This is a genomic window from Actinorhabdospora filicis (genome assembly GCF_030269765.1).
GTDB lineage: Bacteria > Actinomycetota > Actinomycetes > Mycobacteriales > Micromonosporaceae > Actinorhabdospora > Actinorhabdospora filicis.
On record NZ_BSTX01000001.1, the window covers coordinates 1,628,010 to 1,651,371 of the forward strand.

Here is a 23,362-nt window from a genome sequence, read left to right on the forward strand (position 1 = left end):
ACCCAACCAGAAGACGCCGGTCGCGCGGTGAAACCGCACGTCACAGCGGCGTCGACCATTCCAAAAGGAGTCAGCTCATGGCCAAGTTCCACATCGCCAACCTCACCAGCACCGGCCCACTGGCCTTCGGCGACAACGCCTCCATCACCAGCGACGGCGAAGTCACGGCCTCCGGCGAGGGCGCGACCGTCCGCGTCGGCAAGTACGAGCTCAAGGCGCGTGCGGGCGAGACCGTCGCGCTCCGACCTGACGGCACCGGCTACCGCAGGCTCGCCGACGGCTCCGTGAAGGCCGTCATCGACGGCCAGGGATAACCCACCACTGCCAGACCCACACACAAGCCCTCGGCGGGCTCGCCGGCCAGCTCCCCCGCCGAGGGTCTCCCCATCACGCAATGCACAAAGGAGAGAACCCAATGATGAATCCTGTGGCCTTCAGCGTGTTCGCCGCCGTCCTCTACGCGTTACACCCGGTCGCCGACTACTGGATGCAAGGCGACCACCAGGCCGCGCACAAGGCAGACCACAACCTGCATGGACACCTCATGTGCGGGTTGCACGTCGTCGGCTACACGCTGACATGCGCGATAGGCGTCGCGATCGCCTCGACCCTGTTCGCGCTCCCCATCCACCCCGGTGCCGCAGCGGCAGCGCTCGTGGTGAACGCCGGGACGCACTACCTCGCCGACCGGCGCACCTTCCTCGCCTGGGTCGCCGAGCGCGTCCGGCACGGCGTCTTCTGGCGAAACGGCGGGGCCCCACAGCTCGATCGGCTTTCCATATGGGAGTCCTACTCGCCTGTGCCGGAATCCTCGCTACCTAGCCTCAGACAGACTTCAGACTGAGGCTGGCAGGGTGGGCCGCCCACAAGCACGTCCTCGGCCCCTGCGAATCCGACGGTAGCAACCCTAAGCATCGTGCGAGGGGGCGGAAAGACGGTCACCCCCTCGCACAGGTCAACGACTAAGGAAGCCATGGAGCCCTGCGGCAACACCAATGGCAACCGGGATTGCCAAGATAGGTTGGCTGGCAGCGGCGGTGCCCCAGCCAGCGACAGCAGCAATGACGATGATGACGAACCAGCGGAGAGGCAGGCGACTGTGCTCTTCAGGGTCGTGATCATCTCCAGGGTTCACGGTGGGGGTCTGTCGTGGCACGATGGTCCCGCTTCTGTTGTTGGCTGAACACGGAGCAGGGCGGCCCCCGCTGCAACGGGTGGCCGCCCGCAATGCGCCCGGCGGCCTGGCCGTCCTGCTGATCTGGACCGTACCTTGTGGAGAGAGTGTCCAGACTTTCCTGTCATTGACCAACAGCCGGACCGATCCCGGATACACATGAGCCCAAGCACACCTCGGCCAGCAAGCAAGCACGGTGTCGACCGCGAGCTACAGATAGGCACGCGCGAGTCTCAGTAGGGCCATCGACCTTCGAGCTCATCAGCGAACCTGGTCAGTTCTTTGATCATCAGCGGGAACCGCTGGTTGCATTTGATCCAAGCTCCAGCACTGCTCAGTCGACTCGCTCCGACGGCAGCGGCGGCGGCTCGCTTGCTTCTGGGGCTATCGTGGGCAGCGAAGTTTCGCAGCGCGACGAGCGTGTTGATAGGACCTACGTAAGACTGCTTCCTAATAACCTCAATGAGCCAATGCCGGTCAGGAAGATACTCCCTAATCTTCCTAATTAGCCCATCTCGGCCCTTGAAGTCAAAATACCCCTCCTTGATCACGAGATACTCACAGACCTCGTCGGTCAGGTGTTTCGGGAAACTCACGTTAGTCCTGAGACCAATGGTGCCATCGGTGTCGTTGTTAATGGCCGTGACTATACAGTCGAGCATCAAGCGCTCAAACTCGACGTAGGTTCTGATCAAGGCCGCCTCGTAAGCCCATGTAATCGACTGTTTACCAAGGCCGCTGACAGTAACCTCTTCGGTAAACGCGACGATCCGCCCCAAGGCGCGCTTGAAGTCTTGCACGACCTTCTTGCCGCTCTTCTTCCTCCCCATGTCTCGAAAGTAGCCCCCCGACACTGTCATGATCCATGATTGCGATACCGGACTGCCCATGTGCTCGCAACCCGAGCGGACCGACCCTTCGGGCCGTATCGCCTCCTGCCAAGGCCCTCAAGGTTGCCCGAAATCCACCAACCGGCTCCGCTCATTCCCCGCCAGTGGCCACCAGATTCGTCCAGCTGATATAGGCACAAACGACTGACTGGTCGTAGCTACGGTTATCCCCTGCTCTGCATCAGAGGCCATGAACCGAAAATTCGCCTCCCGTGTCGCGTTCGGGAAGACGAACACGACCACGCCTTCATGGTCAAGCGGCGTGTCGTACAGCCTCAGCTTTCGCACCACGCGCACCAGCGATTCAGTGCCGGTGTTGTACTCGAGGAAGAACCTTCGGCTGAGGCCGCCCTCGCGCCAGACCCAGCTGGCGTCGGGCCGGGCGAAGCCGTAGGTGAGGGCAACGCTGTCAGGCTCGCCTAGACACTCTTCGAGCTCCGCGCCTTCGGTGTGGCGTGCGTGCTCGTAGAGGTGAGAGAGCACCTCGTTCACGCCCAGGAGGTGCTCCATGTCCCGGCGCGCCGTGAGCTTGCCGAGCCGTGCGGTCGTGTCCGGGACGCGCGGGGGCTTCTCGCCTCGGGAGTGGGCGTAGATCGTCGCTCCGACGTGGCCCAGCGTGTAGCGCCAGGCTTGGGAGCCTGGACGCACCGACCGTCGGAAGCGCGTCACCACACCCAGGCCGCGGAGCACTGTGAGGCGGGTTCGTGCTCGCGTCTCCGAGGGGAAGAACATCCTGGTGATCTGCGGGAGCAGAAGGACCTGGTGCTGACCGAGGGCATCGATGAGGTTGAGGTCGCGGTCGGTCAAGTGCCGGTGGACCGCGATGATTTGTTCGCCTGTTATGGGCTTCTGTCTGGGCTCCTCCAATGTCGCCTCCAGGTGGTTGACCTGCATGTTCACCTTCACTCGCCCGACTTGGCACCGACGGGTCACAGGCCTGGTGACCTGCTGACTCGTTCGCCGGATTGACCCGGTTCGAAGCGGGTGGACGAGAGTAGCTCTGGGCGGGCACGCGCAGTCGCCATCGCCAGGTCTCCCCGGGCACAAGTCAGGCACAGACCGGCTGCCTGCTCGTTTCTGGTTCTGCCCGGTCGAGGTCGTGCCCGCTCAGCCGCGTGTCCGAGGCAAGATCCTCTGCGGAGTAGCCTCAACGCGATGCCGGATACGTCCTCACCGAAAGCGCTTTCGGCAGACGAGCGTGAGTGGCTGGCCACCCGAGCCCGCCTTACTGACGAGCGCTTCGAGCTCGGCGTCCAGGCCGCGGAGCTCTATCCCGGCCTGCTCAAGGTGGAGGGAACGCCCCTGCTCAGCCGAAGTGAGTGGCTGCCGGAGAAGCCACTCCCGCTGGACGCCGTCAAGCTGATGTCGGTCCCTGACGCACCGCCGCTCCCTCGCCTTCCACTCGATACGCCGACGGTCGTTCCGCACGGCTACAGCTCGTACGTGGACGCACTGCTCGCGCTGACGCCAGCGAGGCTGGAGAACAGGTCCACCTATCGACTCCGGGCCGCCGATCTCCGGCGTCCGGCGGCGTGGATGTCATTCAGCCGGGGCCGCTATTCCGATGGGCTCGACACCGGTGAGGCCGCAGCCCACGAGTACGCCTCAGGCCGGTCGGCCGTGCTGCGCGAAGCGATCGGCGACCCGTGCGATCCGGCACGCCGGCCGACGAACATCGCCATCAGCACGCTCACCATCCGCGAAGACCGCAGCACGGGCGAGGCGACATTCATCCTGCACTGGCGGGATCCGGCGAAGGTCGGGCACGCGGGTGGGCTGTTCCAGGTCGCGCCCGCCGGGATCTTCCAGGCCTCCGGCGAGGCCGACTGGAACGACATGAACGACTTCAGCCTGTGGCGCTGCATGACGCAGGAGTTCGCCGAGGAGCTCCTCGGACGGCCCGAGGAGTACGGCAGTGAGCTGGCGCCGATCGACTACGCCTCCTGGCCCTTCGCCGTCGCCATGAATGCCGCCGTGACCTCTGGAGCAGCCTCCGCCTACTGCCTGGGCCTCGGCGTCGACCCGCTCACCTTCGCCACGGACCTGCTCACCGTGGTGGTCTTCGACGGCCTGGTCTTCGACGAACTGTTCGGGACACTCGTTGACGAGAACGCCGAGGGCCTGCTCCTGCGTGGGGACGACGGCAACGTCGGTATCGCCTTCACCCGGGAGAACGTCGAGCGGTACGCCCGGCGAGAACGGATGCAGGCAGCCGGCGCAGCGCTCCTCGCTCTCGCTTGGCGGCATCGAGAATCCTTGCTGGCCCGCTAACCGAGTCGGCGGTGACCGGCTCCCGCAGGTTCATGCGGCCCAAGCTCAAGAGGCGTCCGGCCCGGATTCCGGCCCGACGTAGATCTCCGTCCCGTCTGACCGCCAGGCTCGCGTGTATCCGCCAGACGGCGCCCAGACCACGAGCATGTCACCCACAACCGAGACCAAGCCGTCGTCCCCACCGGCAGGCCACTCGATGGTGATGGTCGCACCGGCATCCAGGCGGTGCTCGTCGGCGGTGGGCTCGAACACGACGACGGTGGCTCGATCCGAGCAGACCTTGAAGCGCATAGTTCTCCTACCCATCCATCCTGCGGGGTCGGCCGCTACTGCGCGCCTGAGTCGAGACTGCGACGGTAGAGCAGTTCACTTCGATGACCGCTCTTGACCAGGATCGACGCCTCGACCGCGAGGTCCCGATCGGTGAAGACGACCCGCAGCCGGCGAATGACCGGCACCTCCATGGGGAGCTCCAGAAGCTCCAGCTCCGCGCTGGTCGGAAGACGCACCGTCAGCCGGTCTTCCATACGACGCTGTGGATAACCAAGGTCTGCCAGCGCTAGCGGAGCGCCACCCCGGATCTTGCCCGGTAGGGCCAGCGGACTCCCGACCGCGATCGAGGCCGGGTAGTAGGACCAGATCAGTTCCACCGGTTCCCTGTTGACGCGCATCAGCCGACGGCGAAGCACCGCTTGTTGTCCCGGTTTGAGATCAAGGGCGGCAGCGACCTCGACAGGCGGACGCGTCGTGCTGACTTCGAGGAGGTCGTAGCCGTACCCGTCGTCCAGGCCCGGCACGCGATACGGGAGGGGTTCGTTCAGCCTCAGCCTCCGCTCACACACGAAGACGCCACGCCCACGCTCGCCCGCAACCAGACCCTCGTCCTTGAGTGTGGTGAGCGCTCTCTGGACGGTGCTGTTGGCGACGCCGTACCCGTCAATGAGCTGCTGGGTCGACGGCAGCGCCGACCTCGGCGGGATCTCACCGGCCATGATCTTCGCTCGCAGGTCAGCGGCGACCCTTTGATGGTTAGCGCGCCGGTCACGGGTCATCAGGTGCGCTTGCCGTGTTCGAGGTAGGCCGGTACGCCGCTCGATGTGGCCTCCAGCGCTGCTGTCAGCCGCAGGACGAGCCGGTCGATGGTGTACTCGGCGAACCGTTCAGGTGGGACGAACTCGTATCGGACGAGCTCCCGGGTCTCGATCTGGATGGCGTTTCTCTCCTCGATCGACAGCCGACCTCCATCGAAGACGAACAGCAGCTTGCCGCCCTCCTTGGCCGTCGGTGCCCAGTCCACCACGAGCAGCGGCCCCGGCGAGATCTTGAGCCCGAGCTCCTCGTGGACCTCTCTGACGCAGGCGTCCTGCGGGCTCTCCCCGCGTTCGACGTAGCCGCCGGGGATGTCCCAGAAGCTCTTGTAGGTCGGCTTCACGAGCATCACCGACCCGGCCTCGTCGGTGAACAGCGCGCCCGCGGCCATGACCGCCTGGGCCGGGTCGTGTTCCTGCGTCTCGGGACCGGTCACGGTTCCCAGCGTATGCCCCGGCATTCGATCTAGATCTCCATCGGCCGTCCGCCTGGTTTGGACGTCACTCCGGTGCGGTGGCCAGGTTCAGGGCGAGGGTCCGGACCTCCGCCTCGGGGTGGCGGCGCAGTCGGGCGACGAGCCCGCGCGCTGCCGGGTCGGACGGGCGCCGCTCGGGTGTCGCTTTGGCGACCGCGACCACCAGGGCCAGTGAGAGGAGGCCGCCGGGGAGGTCGCCGCGGGTGGAGAGCGCTTCGGCGGTGGCGAGGAGCGGTTCTGGGGTGAAGGACGTGCGTGAGGCGTACCAGGTTTCGACCGCCTCGGCGGTCCGGGCGGCGGCGAGGGGGCGGTCGTGGAGGCGGTCGGCGATGGCTGCGAGGCCGGGCTCGGGTCCATAGGGGAGGGTGGCGGCGACCAGTAGGGTGCAGCCTTCCGCGAGGTACTCGGGGTGCGCGGCCAGGAGTCTGCCGGCCGCGGCGACGGGTGCCAGGTCGGCGGTGCCGTCTTGTGTGCGCGCCCAGTGGTCGAGGTCTGAGCACAGGGTGGCGATGCGGCGGCGGGCCGGGAGGTCGCGGTCGGCGAGGGCGTCGGGCTGGCCGGTGGCGGACAGCAGCCGCTCGATGAGGGCGGCCGCGGTGTCCTCCGGCACGCCGGAGTCGAGGAGCCAGACGAGCGCGTGGGCCGCCTGCCGCCACGTTGTGCGGTTGTCGAGGTCGGCGACCGCGTCGGCGATGGTGGCGGTCCCGCCGGGTGCCTGGGCCGACCAGGACGGGTATGCGTTCCAGGCGGCGAGGGCGGTGTTGCGGTCGGGGTGGCGTCCGGCGGCGAGGACCAGGGCGGCGTAGGCGGCGGCGTGGCGGGGTGCGATGTCCCAGCGGCCGATGGTGAGGGCGGCCTGGGCGACCGCAGGTTCGGGGTCGGCGATGGCTTCTTCGAGGATCGTCCAGGCGCGCGGGTCGTCGAGCAGGTGGCGGACGGCCGAGACGATCGCGGCCTTCACGTCGCGGTGCGGGCCGGTGCTCCAGGTCGCGTGGAGGGCGTCCATCGCGCCGGGCACCGAGGACGCCGCGAGCAGGCGCGCGGCCTCCTTGCGGGCGGTGACCTTCGGGGAGGCCAGCAGCGCGGTCAGCGGCTCGGCGAGCGCCGAGGGCGGGGTGAAACGGGCGGCGCGTCCGGCGGAGTAGACCGCGACGCGGGCGCGGTCGCCGTCGGCGCGGTCGAGGAGGAGGCCGAGGGCTTCCGCGGGACGTGAGGTCCATACGAGAGCGGCGAGGGCGGCTTCGTCGAGGACGGTGTTGGGCGAGTCGACGTAGCGGTTGACCAGGTCCCAGCCGCCCGGCACGTGCGCGGCCTGGGCGATCGCGGCGGCCCGGATGTGCAGGCGTGTGCCGGCGTCACCGATGACGGCCTTGAGCAGCCGCAGGTAGGCGGCCTGCTGCCGGGGCAGCCACCGGTCGACGGCCTGCGCGTGGCCCGGCACCCAGCGGACGCCCTGGGCGAGGTGCCCGCCCGCCGGGGGTGAGCCCTCGAAGACGAGGTCGAGCAGGTCGGTGCGCGTGGTGCACAGTGTCCTCCAGACCGCGTGGACGGCGACGGTGGACGTGTCGCCGAGGAGGATGTCCTCGACGCGGGAGGCGCGCTCGCGCGGGTCGTCGAGGAGCAGGCTGATGGCCGTGGCGGCGACCGCGGTGACGTTGCCGGGCGCGGCGGCGCGGGCGAGGAGCTCGGTCAGCGGTGCCAGGCCGTGCGCGCGAGGGCCGAGGCCGCCGACGACGCCGAACAGCGGCTCGAAGTGGGCGCGTTCGGCGCCCCGGCGCAGCCACGGCAGGAGCGTGGCGATGAAGCGCGCCTCGTCGCCGCGCCGCAGGTGCCGCCGCAGGTCGCGCAGATAGAGGCGTCCGGTGCCGGCCAGGCCGTCCAGCGTGGACGTCGCCCAGTCCAGCAGCTCGGGCACCTCGGAGCGGGCCGACAGCAGCCGGACGGCCAGCCCGGTGAGCGCCGTGCGGGTGGACCAGGAGGCGTCACGGGCTTCGACCGTGTCCTTGGCGATCGCGGTGAGGGCGGGAGCGTGGGCGCCGGTGAAGCGGTGCGGCGGGATCGAGGAGAGGGCGGTGACGAAGCGGGCGCGGACCGGGTCCTGCTCGTTGCGCAAACGGTCGAGTCCGTTCAGGACGGTGCCGAGGGCCTCGGGGTCGGCCGAGCGGCGGACGCAGGCGATCAGGAGCCCGTAACCGGCCGCGCGGTCGTCGGCGAGGTGCCTGCGGGTCGCGGTGAGAAGCGCCGGGAAGGCGTCGGCGAAGGGCAGGTGCGCGGTGTAGTGCAGGACGCGCGCCTCGTCCTCGGCGACCGCGGGCAGGCCGATGGCGCGCTCGGCCTCACGGGTGCGCAGGGCGCGCGGGAGGACGTCGAGGAGGACCTCCGGCAGCGGCTCGGCGCTCACCGGGCGCGTCGCCGACAGGGCCTCGAACAGCTCCGCCCGCGCCGATGGCGGACGCCGCTTCAGCAGCGCGGCCCATTCGCCGGGGCCGTCCCAGCGGGTGCCCAGCTCCACCAGGACGGGCAGGTCGAGCGCGGCCAGGCGCCGCAGCGTTCCCGCACCGAGCCCGGACGGGCCGGTGCCGGTGTACACGTGCCGGGACAGCAGCCGCGCCACGCGCCGGGGATCGTGCGCGGCCAGGAAGGTCAGGGCCTTGCCGGCGCCGACGCGCGCCAGGCGGGGATCGCCCTCCAGCAGGGACAGCACCCGCTCGGGCTCGCCCTCGGCCGCCGACAGCACCGACCACCCGTAACGCGACCACCAGGAGCGCGCTTCCAGACGGTTCCCGGACAAGTGCCGCTCGGCCTCGTCGAGGACGGGCCCCGGGTGACGGCGGGCGAGGGCGTCCCATCGACCGGCGGCGTAGCCGATCCGCGGGAGCAGCTCGCGCACCGTCGCCTCACCACAGGAGATGAGCAGCTTGGCCGCCTCGGCGTCGCCGTGGCGCTCGCGGACCGCTCCGACCAGCCGGTCGGCGAGGCCGCGCATCCGGGCGCGGCGGATCGTGGCGTACAGGCGCAGGCGCAGCTCGGCGGGAGCGTCGACGACCAGCCCGGCCAGGACCTCCGGGTCGACCGGGACCGCCCGGCAGGCCCGCACCGCCCGGTGCCGGATCACCCGGTCGGGGTCGGCGAGTCCGGCGATGACGCTGCCCGCGTCCCGGCCGATGATCCCCAGCGTCAAGGCCAGGCCACGCGCGTAGTCGTCGCCGCCCCACAACACGTCCAGCCGGGCACGCAGGACGCCCTCGGCCGCCCACTCGCCGGCGCGGCGCGCGAGCAGCCTCATCCGCTCGGGGAAGGGCAGTGGGTCGAGTTCGTCGAGGAGCGCGGTGATCACCATGTCGGACACCGCCCCATCGTGCAGCACGCGCACCAGGGGCGCCAATGGGATGCGAGGTCCGCCGGCCGCGTGCTGTTCCGAGCCGATGCCGTGCGTCGTGACGCGCACGGCCCGGCGCTTCTCGCACACCGGGCCCGTGGGTCGTGCTGGTCAGGTGGTGGGCTGGGTGACGTTGCCCTGGACGTTGCCGACGGCGCCGATGGCGTTGCCGGTGTTGTTCTGGCCGGCGACGCCGACGTTGATGTTGGTGCCGGGGGCGTGGTTGATGACGCCGTTGTTGATGATGGTGGTGATGCGTTCGCGGAGTTCGCCGAGGTCGACTTTGCCCTCCAGGAACTCGAAGAGCGCCACGAACAGCTGTTCCTCCAGGATGGCGACGTACTTGTGGGGGTCGCGCCACTGGAAGTAGCTATGGAAGTCGTCGTCGGCGCCGAGGGCGCGGATGCTGGTCTTGGCGCCGAAGTCGGTGGTGCCGGGGAGGTTCTTGGCCAGGCCGCGGGAGTAGGCGGCGAGGGCTTTGCACAGGACGAGGGGGCTGCGGCCCAGGATGCGGGGGAGGCGTCCGGCGGCGCGCAGGCCGTCGAGGACGACCGCTGCGGGGCTGGTGTCGCGGGGGTCGTCGAAGACGTGGAAGTCGGCGCGGGTCGGGGGCATGGCGAACGCCTGGAACTCCATGTACAGGGTCTTGCCCTGGAGTGCGGTGTGCAGGTAGGCGGTGGTCGCGAGCTCGCCGTTCCAGGAGATCACCTGGCACTTGAGGAAGTGGCGGGCGTTGCCCGTGGGGAGGTGCATGATGCCGCGGATGTCGGCGTCGGAGGGCTGGGTCCTGTCCCCGGAGTAGCAGTCGCGACCGGGCACCATGAGGTTGTCCTCGATGGTGAGTCCCGGGATCGGCGCGAAGCGCCGGGTCTCCTCGCGCAGGGCCGACAGGGCGTTCCCGATGTGGGTGATGAGCTCGTGGACGTCGAAGCCGGGCCAGTCCTCGTCGCCGGTCGTGTTCGGGTTCGCCCGCGGGGGCTTCAGCTTGAACGCCCACCGCCAGGTCTCCAGCCGGGCGCCTTCGTGGGCGAAGGGGTCCGTCCCGGCGTAGATGACCGTGGACGCGTGTTGCTCCCGGTGGGCGCGTTCGATGGCGGCGTTCCCGGTGAGCGTGACGGGGACGCCGTTCTTGATCTTGATGAGCTGGAGGCGGCGGAGGCAGCCCATGGTGAAGACCAGCGCCAGCATCAAGAGCAGCACCGGCAGAGAGGTGCCGATCAGGCTGAAGATCACGTTGAGCGCGCTCCCGAGCGGGCCCGAGCCGCCCAGCGCGGGCGGCGACAGGGCCAGCGAGGTGAGCATCATGGCGACGGCCGACATCAGCAGCGGCACGGCGGCCATGCCGAGGACCAGGAACAGGATGAGCCGGCCGAGCATGCCCCGCCGGTACTCCTCCCGGCCATCGCGGATGTAGCCGACGGTGTCGCGCACGAGCTTGACCGCCAGTACCGCCAGCTGCCAGATCACCAGCACGACCACGAGGCTGTTCAGCAGGCTCGGGACGCCGCAGACCAGGATCACCGTGATCGCCATCAGGACGCCGGCCTCGATGAGGGCGAGATTCCGGGCGTTCCTCGCGTGGGCGAGGACGGTGGGCGTGTCGGCGCCGGCGTAGGGCGCGATGGCGCTGCGGCGGTCGTCGTAGACGTCCCGCAGGACCTTGTCCCGGTACGCGGCGTCGAGGAACACCCCCGCGCTCAGGTGACGGGTGGCGAGGTTGTGCGACGGCGGAACGGCCGCCTGCGGCTGCGCGCTGGTCGTCAGGTGGGTCATGACGTGGACACCTCGCCTACTTCGCGTTGATCAGGGTCTGGACGGCCTCGATGGCCTGCCGCACGCCGGTGAGCGCGGCGGCGAAGCTGCCGATGGAGCGCAGGGCGGCCAGGACGCGGCCGGATTCGGGCCTGCCGCCGCGGACGCTGGTCTCCAGCTCCCGGACCGCGTGCTCGTACTCCGCGTCGCGACCGGCGATCGCACCGGCGTGCGTGCTCAGCAGCGCCAGCAGGCGCTTGATGGCGACCCGCAGCTCGTCGAGCTCCGTGGGGGCCAGCGGCGTCCACTCGATCCGCACGTCCCCGTGCGAGGTGCCGACCGTGCCGACGGTGTTCCCGCTGTTGCCCTGCCCCCCGATCCCGAGGTGGGCGTTACCGCCGCCGGAGTTCTCGATGCCGTTGTTGACCATGACGGGTTCACCGCTCTCTCGGGGCGTGACGGGACGGGGTTCGGTCCGGCTGAGCAGTTCGAAGGCGAAGGCGGCGGCGTGACGGGCCGCGCGCGGCTGCCACACGCGATCGCCGTCAGAGGTCTTGTCGCCGAGGAGATCGGAGACTCCGCGCAGGACGATGCCGTCGACGCCGTCGTTGGCGCGCACGGCGGCGAGGAAGCCGAAGCCCTCGGTCTCCACGCCACGGGCGTCGTCGCAGCGCCGCTCGATGAGGCGGGCGGTGTGGGAGCCGCTGCCGGTGACGACCTTCCCGCCCGAGGCCAGCGGCGCCACGTACGCCCTCGGCATCGGGTCGGGCGGCTGCGCCAGGCGGCCGGGCCACGCCGCGTCGATGGCGACGGTCTGGGCGATGGCGACCAGGCCGGCGGCCGAGTGCAGGCTCTTGACCCGGGAGTAGGAGCCCTCATCGTCGTCGCGTCCGGCCTCGTAGTCGTAGACGCAGTCGGCGGCGATGACGTCGCCGTGGCTCACGTACCGCCCGCCGGCGATGCCCACGAGCATGGCCACCTGCGGGTCGAGGGCGGTGATCATGCGCTGGACCTGGATCGCCGCCGCCGTGTTCTCGCGGCCGATGAAGGCCAGCACGACCTTCCAGCCACCCAGTGAGGACGTCTCGTAGTGCACGCCGCCGAGTTCCTCCCGGCTCACCGGCCCCGGTGAGAGGTCGCGAACAGCGCCGTATTCGAGGGGAAGCGCGGCGCAGAGCACCGCCATGGGTCGTCGGGCATTTGCCATCCTGTCCCCCAGGTGATCTTTACTGTCATCCCGACAGTATTAAGGGGACGATATGACCCGGAGTCACATACTGTCAATAGGACAGCAAGAACGGGTAGGGTGCCGATCATGGACTGGACGCCCGCATTGATGTACGCCACCGTCGACATCGCCGCCTACACCGTCGACGGTGAGCTGAAGGTTCTGCTCGTCCGGCGTGGAGAGCCGCCGTACCAGGGGATGTGGGCGCTCCCGGGCGGCTATGTGAACAACGACGAGACCGTCGGGGAGGCCGCCCACCGCGAGCTCACCGAGGAGACCGGCCTCGCGCTCGCCCGTCCGCGCCTGGAGCACGTCGCCGACTACACCGACCCCGAACGGGATCCGAGGGGACGCGTCCTGTCCTTCTGCCACATGGCCCTCGTGCCGTCGCCACCCCCGGCGGTGGCGGGCGGGGACGCCGACGACGCCACCTGGGCGCCGGTCGGCGACATCCTTGAAGGACGGCTGGAGCTGGCCTTCGACCACCGCGCCATGGTCATCGATTCACTGGAGCGCACCAGATCCCTGCTGGAGCACACGACGATCGCCACGGCCTTCTGCCCCGCCGAGTTCACCGTCACCGAACTGCGCCGCGTCTACGAGGCGATCTGGGGACACGCGCTGGACGTGCGCAACTTCAACCGCAAGGTCACCGGGGCCGAGGACTTCCTGGTGCCCACGGGCGGCAAGACCACCCGGGACGGGGGCCGCCCCGCCGCGCTCTACACGCTCGGCACGGCCCGGCGCCTCCAGCCTCCGATGTACCGGCCGGCATCGATTTCGCCTTGAGGACAGGTCCTGTCCTCAAGGGTTCTTAGGCTGACGGCATGATCAAAACGAAGATCGCCGCCGCGCTCCTTGCCACCGCCGCCTCCGTCTCCCTCGCCGCTCCCGCCGAAGCCGCCCCACCGTGGTCGGGGGCCTGGGCGCGGGCGCAGCAGGTGGCGGCGCCGGAGAGCTGGGCGGGGCCGAACTGGTCCCTGACGGGGTTCGCCGATCAGACGCTGCGGCAGGAGCTGCGGCTCACCGAGGGCGGGAGCAGGCTGCGCATTGAGTTGTCCAATGTGTACGGTGACCGGCCGCTGAAGGTCGCGGGAGCCACGGTGGGACTCGCGGGGCCGGGTGGGTCGGTGGTGCCGGGGACGGTGCGGACACTGACGTTCGGCGGGCGGTCGTCGGTGGCGGTCGCGGCGGGTCGCGAGCTGATGTCCGACGCGGCGAACCTGCGGACGGCCGCGCTGGACCGGATCAGCGTCACCTTGTACTTCAAGGAGGCCACGGGTCCGGCGACGTTCCATGAGGCCGCGTCGGACCTGGCGTACGTGGCCGGGGGCGATCGGCGGTACAGCACGAAGTCCCTGGGCACGCAGACCTCGCACTCCTCTTACTTCCTGTCGGGCGCGGAGGTCTCGGGGCACGGGCCGCGACGGCAGTCCATTGTGACCTTCGGCGACTCCATCACCGACGGGGTCGGGTCGGCGCAGGGGGCCGACAATCGTTACCCGGACAAGCTCGCCGAGCGGCTGGGCGGCCGGTACGGCGTCCTGAACGCCGGTATCTCGGGCAACCAGGTCCTCGCCGATTCGCCGCTGTACGGGGAGTCGGGCCTGCACCGCTTCGAGCGGGACGCGCTGGGGCAGCCGGGTGTGCGGACGGTCGTGCTGCTCGAAGGTGTGAACGACATCGGGATGTCGGGCTGGACGGGGACTCCGGTCACCGCCGAGGCGCTCATCGCCGGGTACCGGACGCTGATCGCGGCGGCGCACGAGCGCGGTGTCCGCATCGTCGGCGGGACCGTGACCCCGTTCAAGGGCTCCTACTACGACACTCCGGCCAATGAGGCGGTGCGGGACGCGGTCAACGCGTGGATCCGCGGCTCCGGCGAGTTCGACGCGGTCGCCGACTTCGACCTGGCCGTGTCCGACCCGGCCGACCGGGACCGGATGCTGCCGCTGTACAGCGCGGGTTCCGATGGCCTGCACCCCAATGACGCCGGGCTGGCGGCGATGGCGCGGGCGATCCCGCTGTCCATCCTCTGAGGACGGACGATGAGTCGGGCGGCCCGGTGACGGGCCGCCCTTTTCGCGTCGGCGGCGGTAGGTGACGGCGAAGATGGCGCGGCCGGTGATCGCGGCGCTCGGGCGGTGGGTCAGGCACCGCCCGCGAAGGCCACGATGGGCAGCGCGGCCATGAAGTACGAGACCCCGGACGGCGTGGGCGCGCGGAAAATGTTCGGGCGCGAGCCGGGAGCCTGCGCGCGGCCCGCGGCCCCGCGCATCCCCCGGGGGCCGCCCGGGCTCGCCGTTTCGCCGCTGGCCGGGCCGCGCGTCCGTAGCATCCGAGGTGGGGGACGCGCCGGCGTCCGGAGGGGGTCCATCGACATGCCCGGGCTGTACACCGATATTCCGACCCGTCCGCAGTTGGAGGCGCTGCTGGTCGCGCGGGATCCGGCGAGTGTGAGCATCTATGTTCCGACGGACCCGGCGGCGCGGGAGAGCAGCAGCATCGGGTCGTCCACGGGGGCGGCGCGGATCGGGCTGAAGGACCTGGCGGCGCAGGCCGTGGCGCAGCTGCGGGCGGCGGGGACGGGCAAGGCCGAGGTCGAGGCGCTGGAGGAGCACGTCGAGGCGCTCCTGGACGACGCGCTGTTCTGGCGGTACCAGGCGCGCAGCCTGGCGGTCTTCCTCACGCCCGGGCGGGTGACCACGTTCCGGCTGCCGAACCATCTCCAGCCGATGACGGCGGTCTCCGACCGCTTCCACCTCAAGCCGCTGCTGCGGTCGGTGACGTTCCCGCAGACGGGGTACCTGCTGGCGCTCGCGCAGGGCTCGGTGCGGCTGCTGGAGATCACCGAGGGGATCTCGCCGGAGCCGGTGAAGGTCCCCGGCCTGCCCTCCGACGTGGCCGACGCGGTGGGCAAGGCGTCCATCAAGCACCGGGCACCGGAGGGGCGGGTGCAGGGCAGCGAGGGGCAGAAGCTGCGCATGAAGCAGTACGCGCGGCAGATCGACGAGGCGCTGCGCGGGGTCCTGCCGCAGAGCGGGGTGCCGCTGATCCTGGCGGGCACCGAGCCGCTGCTGAGCATCTTCCGGGGCGTGTGCGCGTACCCGGACGTCGCCGAGGGCGTGGTCGCGGGCAACCCGGAGGGCCGGGGCGAGACCGAGCTGGCCGCCGCCGGGCGGGAGGTCCTCGACCAGGTGCACGCCGAGGCGCTCAAGGGGCTCCAGGAGCGCTTCGCCGAGCGCGCCTCGCAGGGCCGGACGGCGGTGGACGTCGGCGACGTCGCGCGGCTGGCCACGCAGGGCGCGGTGGACACGGTCTTCGTGGACTTCGACGCGACCGTGCCGGGGACCGTCGACGACGAGGGCGCGGTGACCTACGCCGAGGTCGACGACGCAGTCGCTTACGGCATCGTGGACGAGATCGCGCGGCGGGTGCTGCTGGCGGGCGGGAACGTGGTCGCCGTCCGGCGCGAGGACGTCCCGGAGAAGGGCGACGTGGCGGCGATCCTGCGGTACGCGCCGGTCTGATGAGGACCGTCCACATCGGACGGCAGAGGGACGGGCGCATCGACCTCGACGCCGACGTGAACACCTACCTGAGCGCCTTCAAGATCGCCGACACCTTCCCCGGCAAGCCGGTCACCATGCGGCACCTGCTGACCCACACCGCGGGCTTCGACTCGGCCACCTTCGACATCGCCGTCACCGACCCCGCCGACGCGCCCGCGCTGGAGCGGGTCGTCGCCGACGCGCAGCCCGAGCGGCTGCGGAAACCCGGGAAGCTGGCGGCCTACGACAACTACGGCGTCACGCTGGCGGGCTACCTCGTCCAGGTCGTGTCCGGCGAGCCCTTCGCCGACTACGTCGCGAAGAACGTGTTCACGCCACTGGGCATGAGCGGCAGCTCCTTCCGGCAGCCGCACGGCCTGGATCTGGTCATGGCCAAGGGATACCGGCCCGACGGCGACGGGTACACCCCGTCGCGCGGGCAGTACGGCGGCTGAGCCCCGACCGGCGCCGGGACGGTGTCCACGCCCGCCGACGTCGGCCGGTTCATGACCGCCCAGCTCACCCGCGACCCGCGCCTGGGCGAAGGCGTCGCCGAGGCCATGCAGGCCCGCCAGTTCGGCGCCGACCCGCGCGTCCCCGGCCTGGGCTTCATGTTCGAGGAGCGTCCCCGCAACGGGCACCGGGTGCTGTTCAAGGACGGCGACGTGCCCGGCTACCACGGCAACCTCGCGCTGCTGCCCGAACAGGGCTTCGGGATCTACGTCGTCGTCAACGGCGAAGGGACCGACGGGGTCGGCTCCTGGGCCGGCAAGCGCGTCATCAACGACGTCCTCGACCGCTACTTCCCCGGCGGCGCACCGGTCACGGCCGTGCCCGCGACCGGGCTGGACCGCTACGAGGGCACCTACCGCAGCACGCGCGCCAGCCGCAGCGACCTGTCGGCCGTCACCGGGCTCACCGCGCCCGTGACCGTCGAGGCCGACGGCGACACGCTGGTCACCAGCGGCCTCTCCCCCGACCCGGCGGTGGAGAGCCAGACGTGGGTGCCGCTCGGCGACGGGCTCTTCGGCGAGCGCGGCGGCCAGGGGCTGCTCTTGTTCGACGCCGACGGCGTCCTGCACGCCGGAGCCGATCCGGGGCAGGCCTACGAGAAGCTCGCCTGGTACGCCTCGCCCGCGCTGCACCTGCCGCTGCTCGGCCTGGGCGTCCTGGTGCCGTTCCTGGCGTTCCTGGCGATCCCCGTGACGGCGCTGGTGCGGCGCAAGCGTCCCTCACCGGGACCGTGGTCGCGCGCCGCGTGGTGGGCCGCCTGGCTGGCCTCGGCGCTGGTCACCGCCTTCGCGGCCGGTTTCGCCGCCGTCTCCGGCGACGGCAACGCGCTCAACGAGGCGGTCATGCTCGGCGCGGGCTCGATGGTCGCGCTGACCGTGCTGGTGACGGTGACGGTCTTCGCCACCGCCGCCGTCCTCGCCGGGGCGGCCGGCGCGTGGTGGCGGCGGTGGGGATCGGTGGCCGGACGCCTCGGGTACAGCCTGATCGCGGTGTCGCTGCTGGCGTTCGTGACGGTGGCGCTGACGTATCACCTGGCGAGCGCGCCGTTCGCCTAGAGCCCGCCGGAGGAGGCGGCGGCCTGCGGTCGCCGCTACGGGTGGAGCCCGGGTGCGATCGGCCGTGCCGAGGCTGATGAACGGGGGATGGCGGGTGTCGGACCCCGCGCTTAGAGTGCCGGGATGTCCGAGATCAACAGCCCCGCCGATGTCGCCTCGCTTGAGCGGGCGCTGATCGCCGGGGCCGCCCGGGACGGGATCACCTTCGTCCAGTTCGTCAGCAGCCGCTACTCGGTGTCCACGAAGGAGCTGGAGCGGGCGGACGGGCCGCCGCGGCCGAGTTTCGCCGAGATGCGGGCGGCGATGGAGCGCGGCGAGATCCAGGAGGCCATGGCGCGTTTCACGGGCGGGCCGGGGCTGGCGAGCGAGGTTCAGGCGCTGCACGCCGCGCTCGGCGGGGGTGAGATCGACGGGACGCTCGTCGTCGAGGTGCGGCGGACGGGCGACGGGTACATGGTGCGCCACTCCCGGGAGCTGGCGGAGTTGTCGCCGGCGCGGCTGGTGCTGGACGGCGGGTACCGGTACCCGGGGCGTCCGGCGGCGGGGATGGCCAGGCCGGAGGGCGTCGAGGTGACCGCGCGGCCGACGGACCCGGTAGTGCTGGCCGAGGTCGCCGCGCTCGTCGGCGAGTTCACCGAGCGGGCGATGGCCCTGCGCGGCGAGGCGCCCGACTTCGGGGCGGGCTGTTCGGAGGAGGAGCTGCTGGCCGCCGAGACCGCCATCGGCGTGCGGCTGCCGGAGGACCTGCGGGCGCTGTACCGGACGGTGCGCGCCGACCTGGGCGAGGTGGGGCTGCTGGGCGCGCAGTCGCTGCTTCCCCTGGACGCGCTGGTGTCGGGCTACCTGGAGGGCGAGCCGGGCACGGATGTGGAGTCGGGGGGCCTGTTCCCGGTCAACGCCGCGATCTTCGACTCGGAGCCGCCGGACCGGATCCGGCGGCTGACCCGCAGCGACTGGTGGCTGACCTTCGCCACCGACTTCGGGTGCAACTCGTGTGCGGTGGACCTGGATCCGGCGCCGTCGGGCACGCGCGGGCAGCTCTTCGAGTACGGGCGGGACTTCCACTCCCACGTGGGCTACATCGCCGACTCGGTGCTCTCGCTGCTGCGGCGGGTCGTGGTGGCGTTGCGGGCGGGTGGCGTGACCGCGACGGAGGAGGGGTACCTGGAGCTGCCCGCGCGGCTCGGCCGTTCCCGCATGCCGCGCTACTGCGAGTCGCATGTGGTGGGGACCTCTGGTACGGCGCAGATCCTGGCCGGGATCGACGTTCCCCGGCACACGCAGCAGCTCTACCTCAACGACGGGCTCATCATCGAGCTCGGCGAGCTGGCGGTGCTGCCGAACCTGCGGGAGCTGTCGGTGAACCGGGCGGGCGGTGTCGTGGGCGTCCTGCCCGCGCGGCTGCCGGTGGAGGGGCTCTCGATCGGCGCCATGAGCTTCGACGCGGAGGCCCTGCGCGGCCACCCCGCGCTGTGGCATCTCAAGCTCGACGTGCCCACCCTCTCCATCGCGCCGCTGGCGACGATCCCCGGGCTGGCGCACCTCGACCTGTCCGGTTCCGGCGTCACCGACCTGGAACTGCTCGACGGGTTCCCCGCGCTGCGGGTCCTCACCCTGGACGCCGGGCAGTGGCGGCGGCTGCGGGAGGCCGGGCGCGTCCCGCGGGGGCTCGCGGGCGCCGCGATGACCGGGCGGACCTACCTCGCCGACGCCCTCGACTGGAAGCGGTCGCTGGTACATCGCGGGATGTAGGCCCGGGAGCCATCTCGCGGGCGACGCGGCGGCCGGGCCGCGCGGGCGAGGCTGTCCACATGAGAGCCAAACCGGTCCCCGCCCTGCTCCTGCCCGCCCTCGCCGTCCTGCTCGCCGGATTCGGCGCGGGATTCGTGTGGATGACGCACATGCATCACCTGGCGCTGCCGCTGGTCGCCGACGCCGCCGCCTACGACGGCCCGTACGAGTCGCTCACCGCGACGCTGGGCGTGCCGGTGAACGCGATCGGCGCGGTGCTGGCGGTGGCGCTGCTGGTCTACCGGCATCCCCGGGTGCCGTGGTGGCTGCCGGCGCTCGGGCTGGCGGTGCAGGCGGCGGTGTGGTTCTCGCGGCTGTGGCTGTGGGGCGCGTGGGCGGAGACCGTGCGGGCCGAAGGGGTGCGGCTGCCGGACGGCGGCCCGCACCCGGCGCAACTGGACTATGTGGACACCCACTGGATCCGGATCGCGCTCATCTCCGGCTACGCCGTGATCGCGCTGGCTACCCTCGTGATCGCGGTGGTGCGCAAGGGTCTTGAGGAGCAGCGGTGATACGGCGCGAGTACACGATGGCCGCGGCCGCCCTGGCCGCCGTGCTCGTCGTGGGCTTCACCACGACGTGGGTGCGGCCCTTCAACTGGCTCGCGCTGGGACTGACGGTGGCGGCCTGCGCGGCGGTGGCGCTGCCGCGCTCCTGGGCCGCGCTGGCGGCCGTCATCGCCGTCGCGCTGCCGTACCACCTGCTCGACTACCCGCACGACGCGCTGGCCGCGCCCGTCCTGGTGGCGCTGTTCCGGGTCGCCGAGGACGGGCCGGGGCGGCGGACGGGCGTGGCGCTCGGCGGCGTCGCCGGGCTCGCCGTCCTCAGTGGACTGCTCGGCGGCGACATCCGCGTGGTGGACCAGGTCGCGTGGATGCTCGCGGCCGCCGCGTGCGGGGAGGCGGTCCGCCGGGGCCGGGCGCACCTGGCCGCGCGGGAACGGCTGCGCGTGGCCGCCGACGTCCACGACCTGCTCGCCCACACCGTGACCGCCGCGCGGGTGCAGGCCGACGTCGCCGCGCACCTGCTGGCCGCGGGCGCCATCGACGGCGAACGGCTCGGCCGCTGCCTTGCGGCGATCGTGGCCGCCTGCGACCGGGCGCGCGCCGACCTGGGCTCCATAGTGGACGGGCTGCGGCCACCGGCGGACTTCGGCGCGGGCGCGCTCGGCCTGACCGTGGACGGCGACCCGGGCGAGCTGCCCGAACCGGCCCGGCTGATCCTGGCCGAGGCCATCACCAACGCCGCCCGGCACGGCTCGGGACCGGCGGCCGTCACGGTGTCCAGAGAGGACGGACGGCTCACGCTCACCGTGGCCAACCCGGTGGCCTTCGGGAACGGCCTGCGCGGCATGGCCGAGCGGGCGCGGGCGCACCGGGGCGAGCTGAGCGCCGTCCACACCCTCACCGTGGTGATGCCGCAGTGATACGCGTACTTCTCGCCGACGACCAGTCGCTGGTGCGGGAGGCCTTCGCGCTGCTCATCGAGGCCACGCCCGGCTTCGAGGTGGTCGCCGAGGCCGCCACCGGCCGGGACGCGGTCGCCGCCGCGGCCCGCACCCGCCCCGACGTCGCCGTCCTCGACCTGCGGATGCCCGGGGGCGACGGGATCGAGGCCGCCGCCGCCATCGCCGCGCGGCTGCCGGGCACGCGGGTGCTGATGCTGACCACCTACGACGCCGACGAGAACGTCATCGCCGCGCTGCGCGCCGGGGCGAGCGGCTTCCTGGTGAAGGACTGCCGTCCGGCGCAGTTCCTGGCCGCCATCGAGACGGTCGCGGCGGGTGAGTCGCTGCTGTCGCCGGGACCGACGGCGGCGCTCATCGCGCGGGTCCTGCGGGCCCCGGCGCCGGGCGGGGCGGACCTGGGCGCCCTGACCGGGCGCGAGCAAGAGATCAGCCGCCTGGTGGCGCGCGGGCTCAGCAACGCCGAGATCGCCCGGGCGCTGGTGCTCAGCCACGCGACGGTCAAGACGCACGTCAGCCGGATCCTGGCGAAACTGGGCCTGCGGGACCGGGTGCAGCTGACGATCGCGGCCTACGAGGCCGGGCTGGTCGTCCCCGGGATCGAGTGACCCCGGGGACGACCGGGCGCTCAGCCGGTCAGCGAGGCCATCCAGGCCTCCACCTCGTCGGCGGAGCGGGGCAGGCCCGCCGACAGGTTCTCGTTGCCCTCGGCGGTGACCACGATGTCGTCCTCGATGCGGACGCCGATGCCGCGGTACTCCTCGGGCACGCTCAGGTCGTCGGCCTGGAAGTACAGGCCCGGCTCGACGGTGAGGACCATCCCGGCCTCCAGCGCGCCCTCGACGTAGTCGGAGACGCGGGCCTCGGCGCAGTCGTGGACGTCGAGGCCGAGCATGTGCCCGGTCCCGGCCATCGTGAAGCGGCGCTGGAGCCCGAGGCGGAAGACCTCCGCCGGGTCGCCCTCCAGGAGGCCCCACTCGACGAGCTTGGTGGCCATGTACAGCTGCGCGGCGTCGTGGAAGTCGCGGTAGGCCGCGCCGGGCTTCACCGCGGCGATCCCGGCCTCCTGGGCCTCGTAGACGGCGTCGTAGACCTTGCGCTGGATCGGGGTGAACGTGCCGTTGATCGGCAGCGTGCGGGTCACGTCGGCGGTGTAGAGCGTCGTGGTCTCCACGCCCGCGTCGAGCAGGAGCAGCTCGCCGGGGCGCACCGGGCCGTCGTTGTCCTGCCAGTGCATGATCGTGGCGTGCTCACCGGCGGCGCAGATCGAGCCGTAGCCGACGTCGTTGCCCTCCAGGCGGGCGCGGCGGAAGAAGGTGCCCTCGATCCACCGCTCGGAGGTGGCGATCGCGGTGGCCAGTTCCCGGACCACGTCGGTGAACCCGGCGACGGTGGAGTCGACGGCCCGGCGCAACTGGCCGATCTCCCACTCGTCCTTGACCAGGCGCAGCCCGGCCAGGGCCTCGCCCAGCTCGGCGTCGCGCTCGGCGTCGGTGGTGACGGCGGCGTCCAGCTCGGCGTCGTGGCCGCGCACGATGCGGGTCGGCACCGGCGGCAGCGCGGCCAGCTCGGCGGCGGCCTTGCGGGAGTCGCGGCACGGCAGCCCGAACAGGCGCTCCGACTCGGCGAGGGAACGGCGGCGGCCCGTCCACAGCTCGGCGTGGTAGCCCAGCCAGAACTCGTCGTCGTCGCGGCCGTCGCGGGGCAGCTGGTAGAGGACGGCGTCGTGCCCGCCCTCGGCGCGCGGCTCCAGGACCAGCGCGCACTCGCGGGCCTGGTCGCCGGTGAGGTGGACGTAGCCGGTGAACGGCCGGAACGGGTAGGTCGTGTCGTTGGCGCGGACCTTGAGGCGCCCCGACGGGACGATCAGCCGCTCACCGGGGAACAGCGCCGACAGCGCCTCGCGGCGGGCGGCGGCGTAGGGCGCCTGCTCGTCGAGCCGGATGTCGTGCCGCTCGGTGTCGGCCCATCCGGTCCTCATGAGCGCCGACAACTCGGGCGAGATCTCCTTGTAGAGACCGTTCTTGCGGAACTTCGTCTCGGCCACCTGAGGCACCTTTCTCCTTGCTCGCATCGACCCCCCGAGCATAGATGGTATGTAACATGACACGTTCACACAACAGTTGTCATGTAATTGTCCACCGTGACGGTGGACACCGTCCGATACGGTCGCTCCCGCCACGGAATAGAAGGGAGAAAAACATGCTGAAACGACGTATCGCCCGCACGGCACTGGCCATCGGCATGGTCGCCGCGGCCGTGTTCGGGCTGAGCCCGGCCGCCACCGCCGGGGCGAGCTCGTTCAAGGCCGCCGCGGTGCACGGCGGTGGCGCCAGCGCCACCGCCGTGCAGGTCGTGGGCGGGATGACCTGGTACGCCCGGTCGGTGGGGCTGACGAACATCCACCTGTGGGTGACCGCCGGCGAGTGCGGCAGCTGGATGGTGGCGGGCTACCAGGGCTCGACGCTGATCGACTACCGCAGCTGGACGCGCGACTACTGCGCCCCGGCGGGCGGGCCGCAGTCCTGGCCGTTCAGTGACATCACCCTCGACGGGAGCGCGGTGCCCGGCGGGATCACGATGATCGAGGTCGAGGTGTGGGACCACTCGCACTCCGGCTACCAGCGGGTCACCTGTTACCGCAGTACTTCTTATTGCTCCTGACCCGGCACGCCGTCCCGCGCGCCCGCAGGGGATCCCGGCGCGCGGGACGGAGACGCGGATCTCGC

The 23,362-nt window shown here is 71.3% G+C and carries 20 protein-coding genes and 1 pseudogene; 12 read left to right on the forward strand and 9 right to left on the reverse strand.

Features of this window, described 5'->3' with window-relative positions:
* The first annotated feature begins 77 nt into the window (after window positions 1-77).
* The gene (locus tag QSK10_RS07470; protein WP_285661870.1) at window positions 78-314 is read left to right on the forward strand and encodes a hypothetical protein; all 237 of its coding nucleotides are present in this window, start codon (window positions 78-80) and stop codon (window positions 312-314) included.
* A gap of 101 nt (window positions 315-415) precedes the next feature.
* Window positions 416-844 (forward strand): transcriptional regulator, encoded by a 429-nt coding sequence (locus tag QSK10_RS07475; protein WP_285661871.1) that lies wholly within the window; start codon window positions 416-418, stop codon window positions 842-844.
* Between the two features lie 563 nt (window positions 845-1,407).
* Here QSK10_RS07475 and QSK10_RS07480 read toward each other — a convergent pair.
* Window positions 1,408-2,004, reverse strand: a complete 597-nt coding sequence (locus tag QSK10_RS07480) for a hypothetical protein (protein WP_285661872.1) — start codon at window positions 2,002-2,004, stop codon at window positions 1,408-1,410.
* Window positions 2,005-2,121: 117 nt separating this feature from the next.
* Window positions 2,122-2,958, reverse strand: coding sequence for a replication-relaxation family protein (locus QSK10_RS07485; protein ID WP_285662936.1), 837 nt, complete (start codon window positions 2,956-2,958; stop codon window positions 2,122-2,124).
* A 261-nt stretch (window positions 2,959-3,219) separates the two neighbouring features.
* On the opposite strand from QSK10_RS07485, the gene QSK10_RS07490 reads away from it, so the two are divergent.
* Window positions 3,220-4,335 carry a hypothetical protein gene (locus QSK10_RS07490; RefSeq protein WP_285661873.1) on the forward strand — a complete coding sequence of 372 codons (1,116 nt, stop codon included), beginning with the start codon at window positions 3,220-3,222 and terminating at the stop codon, window positions 4,333-4,335.
* 45 nt (window positions 4,336-4,380) lie between these two features.
* Here the strand turns inward: QSK10_RS07490 and QSK10_RS07495 are convergent, their stop codons facing one another.
* The 6 genes from QSK10_RS07495 to QSK10_RS07520 form a co-directional block, all read right to left on the reverse strand.
* Window positions 4,381-4,626, reverse strand: a complete 246-nt coding sequence (locus QSK10_RS07495) for a hypothetical protein (RefSeq protein WP_285661874.1) — start codon at window positions 4,624-4,626, stop codon at window positions 4,381-4,383.
* Window positions 4,627-4,661: 35 nt separating this feature from the next.
* Window positions 4,662-5,387, reverse strand: coding sequence for a GntR family transcriptional regulator (locus QSK10_RS07500; RefSeq protein ID WP_285661875.1), 726 nt, complete (start codon window positions 5,385-5,387; stop codon window positions 4,662-4,664).
* Window positions 5,387-5,860: an NUDIX domain-containing protein gene (locus QSK10_RS07505; RefSeq protein ID WP_285661876.1), complete on the reverse strand. Its 474-nt coding sequence runs from the start codon at window positions 5,858-5,860 to the stop codon at window positions 5,387-5,389. The genes QSK10_RS07500 and QSK10_RS07505 overlap by 1 nt, the downstream gene beginning before the upstream one ends.
* 64 nt (window positions 5,861-5,924) lie before the next feature.
* Complete coding sequence (locus QSK10_RS07510; RefSeq protein ID WP_285661877.1) at window positions 5,925-9,248, reverse strand: hypothetical protein; 3,324 nt, start codon at window positions 9,246-9,248, stop codon at window positions 5,925-5,927.
* Window positions 9,249-9,389: 141 nt separating this feature from the next.
* Complete coding sequence (locus QSK10_RS07515) at window positions 9,390-11,051, reverse strand: AbeC-like domain-containing protein (protein WP_285661878.1); 1,662 nt, start codon at window positions 11,049-11,051, stop codon at window positions 9,390-9,392.
* Window positions 11,052-11,067: 16 nt separating this feature from the next.
* Complete coding sequence (locus QSK10_RS07520) at window positions 11,068-12,216, reverse strand: phosphorylase family protein (protein ID WP_285661879.1); 1,149 nt, start codon at window positions 12,214-12,216, stop codon at window positions 11,068-11,070.
* 129 nt (window positions 12,217-12,345) lie between these two features.
* Between QSK10_RS07520 and QSK10_RS07525 the strand changes: the two genes are divergently transcribed.
* From QSK10_RS07525 to QSK10_RS07560, 8 genes and pseudogenes are all read left to right on the forward strand, one after another.
* Window positions 12,346-13,047 carry an NUDIX hydrolase gene (locus tag QSK10_RS07525; protein WP_285661880.1) on the forward strand — a complete coding sequence of 234 codons (702 nt, stop codon included), beginning with the start codon at window positions 12,346-12,348 and terminating at the stop codon, window positions 13,045-13,047.
* 38 nt (window positions 13,048-13,085) lie between these two features.
* Window positions 13,086-14,297 (forward strand): SGNH/GDSL hydrolase family protein, encoded by a 1,212-nt coding sequence (locus QSK10_RS07530; RefSeq protein ID WP_285661881.1) that lies wholly within the window; start codon window positions 13,086-13,088, stop codon window positions 14,295-14,297.
* A gap of 342 nt (window positions 14,298-14,639) precedes the next feature.
* Window positions 14,640-15,788 carry a baeRF11 domain-containing protein gene (locus QSK10_RS07535; protein ID WP_285661882.1) on the forward strand — a complete coding sequence of 383 codons (1,149 nt, stop codon included), beginning with the start codon at window positions 14,640-14,642 and terminating at the stop codon, window positions 15,786-15,788.
* Window positions 15,788-17,377, forward strand: a pseudogene (locus QSK10_RS07540) (serine hydrolase domain-containing protein). The gene QSK10_RS07535 and the pseudogene QSK10_RS07540 overlap by 1 nt, the downstream one beginning before the upstream one ends.
* A gap of 123 nt (window positions 17,378-17,500) precedes the next feature.
* Window positions 17,501-19,129: an SMI1/KNR4 family protein gene (locus QSK10_RS07545; RefSeq protein ID WP_285661883.1), complete on the forward strand. Its 1,629-nt coding sequence runs from the start codon at window positions 17,501-17,503 to the stop codon at window positions 19,127-19,129.
* Window positions 19,130-19,188: 59 nt separating this feature from the next.
* The gene (locus QSK10_RS07550; RefSeq protein WP_285661884.1) at window positions 19,189-19,680 is read left to right on the forward strand and encodes a hypothetical protein; all 492 of its coding nucleotides are present in this window, start codon (window positions 19,189-19,191) and stop codon (window positions 19,678-19,680) included.
* Window positions 19,677-20,594 carry a sensor histidine kinase gene (locus QSK10_RS07555; protein WP_285661885.1) on the forward strand — a complete coding sequence of 306 codons (918 nt, stop codon included), beginning with the start codon at window positions 19,677-19,679 and terminating at the stop codon, window positions 20,592-20,594. The genes QSK10_RS07550 and QSK10_RS07555 overlap by 4 nt, the downstream gene beginning before the upstream one ends.
* A complete protein-coding gene (locus QSK10_RS07560) occupies window positions 20,591-21,241 on the forward strand; it encodes a response regulator (RefSeq protein WP_285661886.1) in 651 nt (216 codons plus the stop codon). Before QSK10_RS07555 ends, QSK10_RS07560 begins: the two co-directional genes overlap by 4 nt.
* A 20-nt stretch (window positions 21,242-21,261) precedes the next feature.
* On the opposite strand, the gene QSK10_RS07565 is transcribed toward QSK10_RS07560, so the two are convergent.
* The gene (locus QSK10_RS07565) at window positions 21,262-22,680 is read right to left on the reverse strand and encodes an aminopeptidase P family protein (RefSeq protein ID WP_285661887.1); all 1,419 of its coding nucleotides are present in this window, start codon (window positions 22,678-22,680) and stop codon (window positions 21,262-21,264) included.
* A gap of 155 nt (window positions 22,681-22,835) precedes the next feature.
* Between QSK10_RS07565 and QSK10_RS07570 the strand changes: the two genes are divergently transcribed.
* Window positions 22,836-23,297: a hypothetical protein gene (locus QSK10_RS07570; RefSeq protein WP_285661888.1), complete on the forward strand. Its 462-nt coding sequence runs from the start codon at window positions 22,836-22,838 to the stop codon at window positions 23,295-23,297.
* The last annotated feature ends 65 nt before the right edge of the window (window positions 23,298-23,362 follow it).

Excerpts from the sequence above, each read along its gene's own strand:
- QSK10_RS07475 (WP_285661871.1), top strand. The coding sequence starts at position 416 with ATGATGAATCCTGTGGCCTTCAGCGTGTTCGCCGCCGTCCTCTACGCG.
- QSK10_RS07525 (WP_285661880.1), top strand. The coding sequence starts at position 12,346 with ATGGACTGGACGCCCGCATTGATGTACGCCACCGTCGACATCGCCGCC.
- QSK10_RS07545 (WP_285661883.1), top strand. The coding sequence starts at position 17,501 with ATGTCCGAGATCAACAGCCCCGCCGATGTCGCCTCGCTTGAGCGGGCG.
- QSK10_RS07535 (WP_285661882.1), top strand. The coding sequence starts at position 14,640 with ATGCCCGGGCTGTACACCGATATTCCGACCCGTCCGCAGTTGGAGGCG.
- QSK10_RS07515 (WP_285661878.1), bottom strand. The coding sequence starts at position 11,051 with ATGACCCACCTGACGACCAGCGCGCAGCCGCAGGCGGCCGTTCCGCCG.
- QSK10_RS07495 (WP_285661874.1), bottom strand. The coding sequence starts at position 4,626 with ATGCGCTTCAAGGTCTGCTCGGATCGAGCCACCGTCGTCGTGTTCGAG.
- QSK10_RS07530 (WP_285661881.1), top strand. The coding sequence starts at position 13,086 with ATGATCAAAACGAAGATCGCCGCCGCGCTCCTTGCCACCGCCGCCTCC.
- QSK10_RS07500 (WP_285661875.1), bottom strand. The coding sequence starts at position 5,387 with ATGACCCGTGACCGGCGCGCTAACCATCAAAGGGTCGCCGCTGACCTG.
- QSK10_RS07470 (WP_285661870.1), top strand. The coding sequence starts at position 78 with ATGGCCAAGTTCCACATCGCCAACCTCACCAGCACCGGCCCACTGGCC.
- QSK10_RS07480 (WP_285661872.1), bottom strand. The coding sequence starts at position 2,004 with ATGGGGAGGAAGAAGAGCGGCAAGAAGGTCGTGCAAGACTTCAAGCGC.
- QSK10_RS07485 (WP_285662936.1), bottom strand. The coding sequence starts at position 2,958 with ATGCAGGTCAACCACCTGGAGGCGACATTGGAGGAGCCCAGACAGAAG.
- QSK10_RS07490 (WP_285661873.1), top strand. The coding sequence starts at position 3,220 with ATGCCGGATACGTCCTCACCGAAAGCGCTTTCGGCAGACGAGCGTGAG.
- QSK10_RS07520 (WP_285661879.1), bottom strand. The coding sequence starts at position 12,216 with ATGGCGGTGCTCTGCGCCGCGCTTCCCCTCGAATACGGCGCTGTTCGC.
- QSK10_RS07570 (WP_285661888.1), top strand. The coding sequence starts at position 22,836 with ATGCTGAAACGACGTATCGCCCGCACGGCACTGGCCATCGGCATGGTC.
- QSK10_RS07550 (WP_285661884.1), top strand. The coding sequence starts at position 19,189 with ATGAGAGCCAAACCGGTCCCCGCCCTGCTCCTGCCCGCCCTCGCCGTC.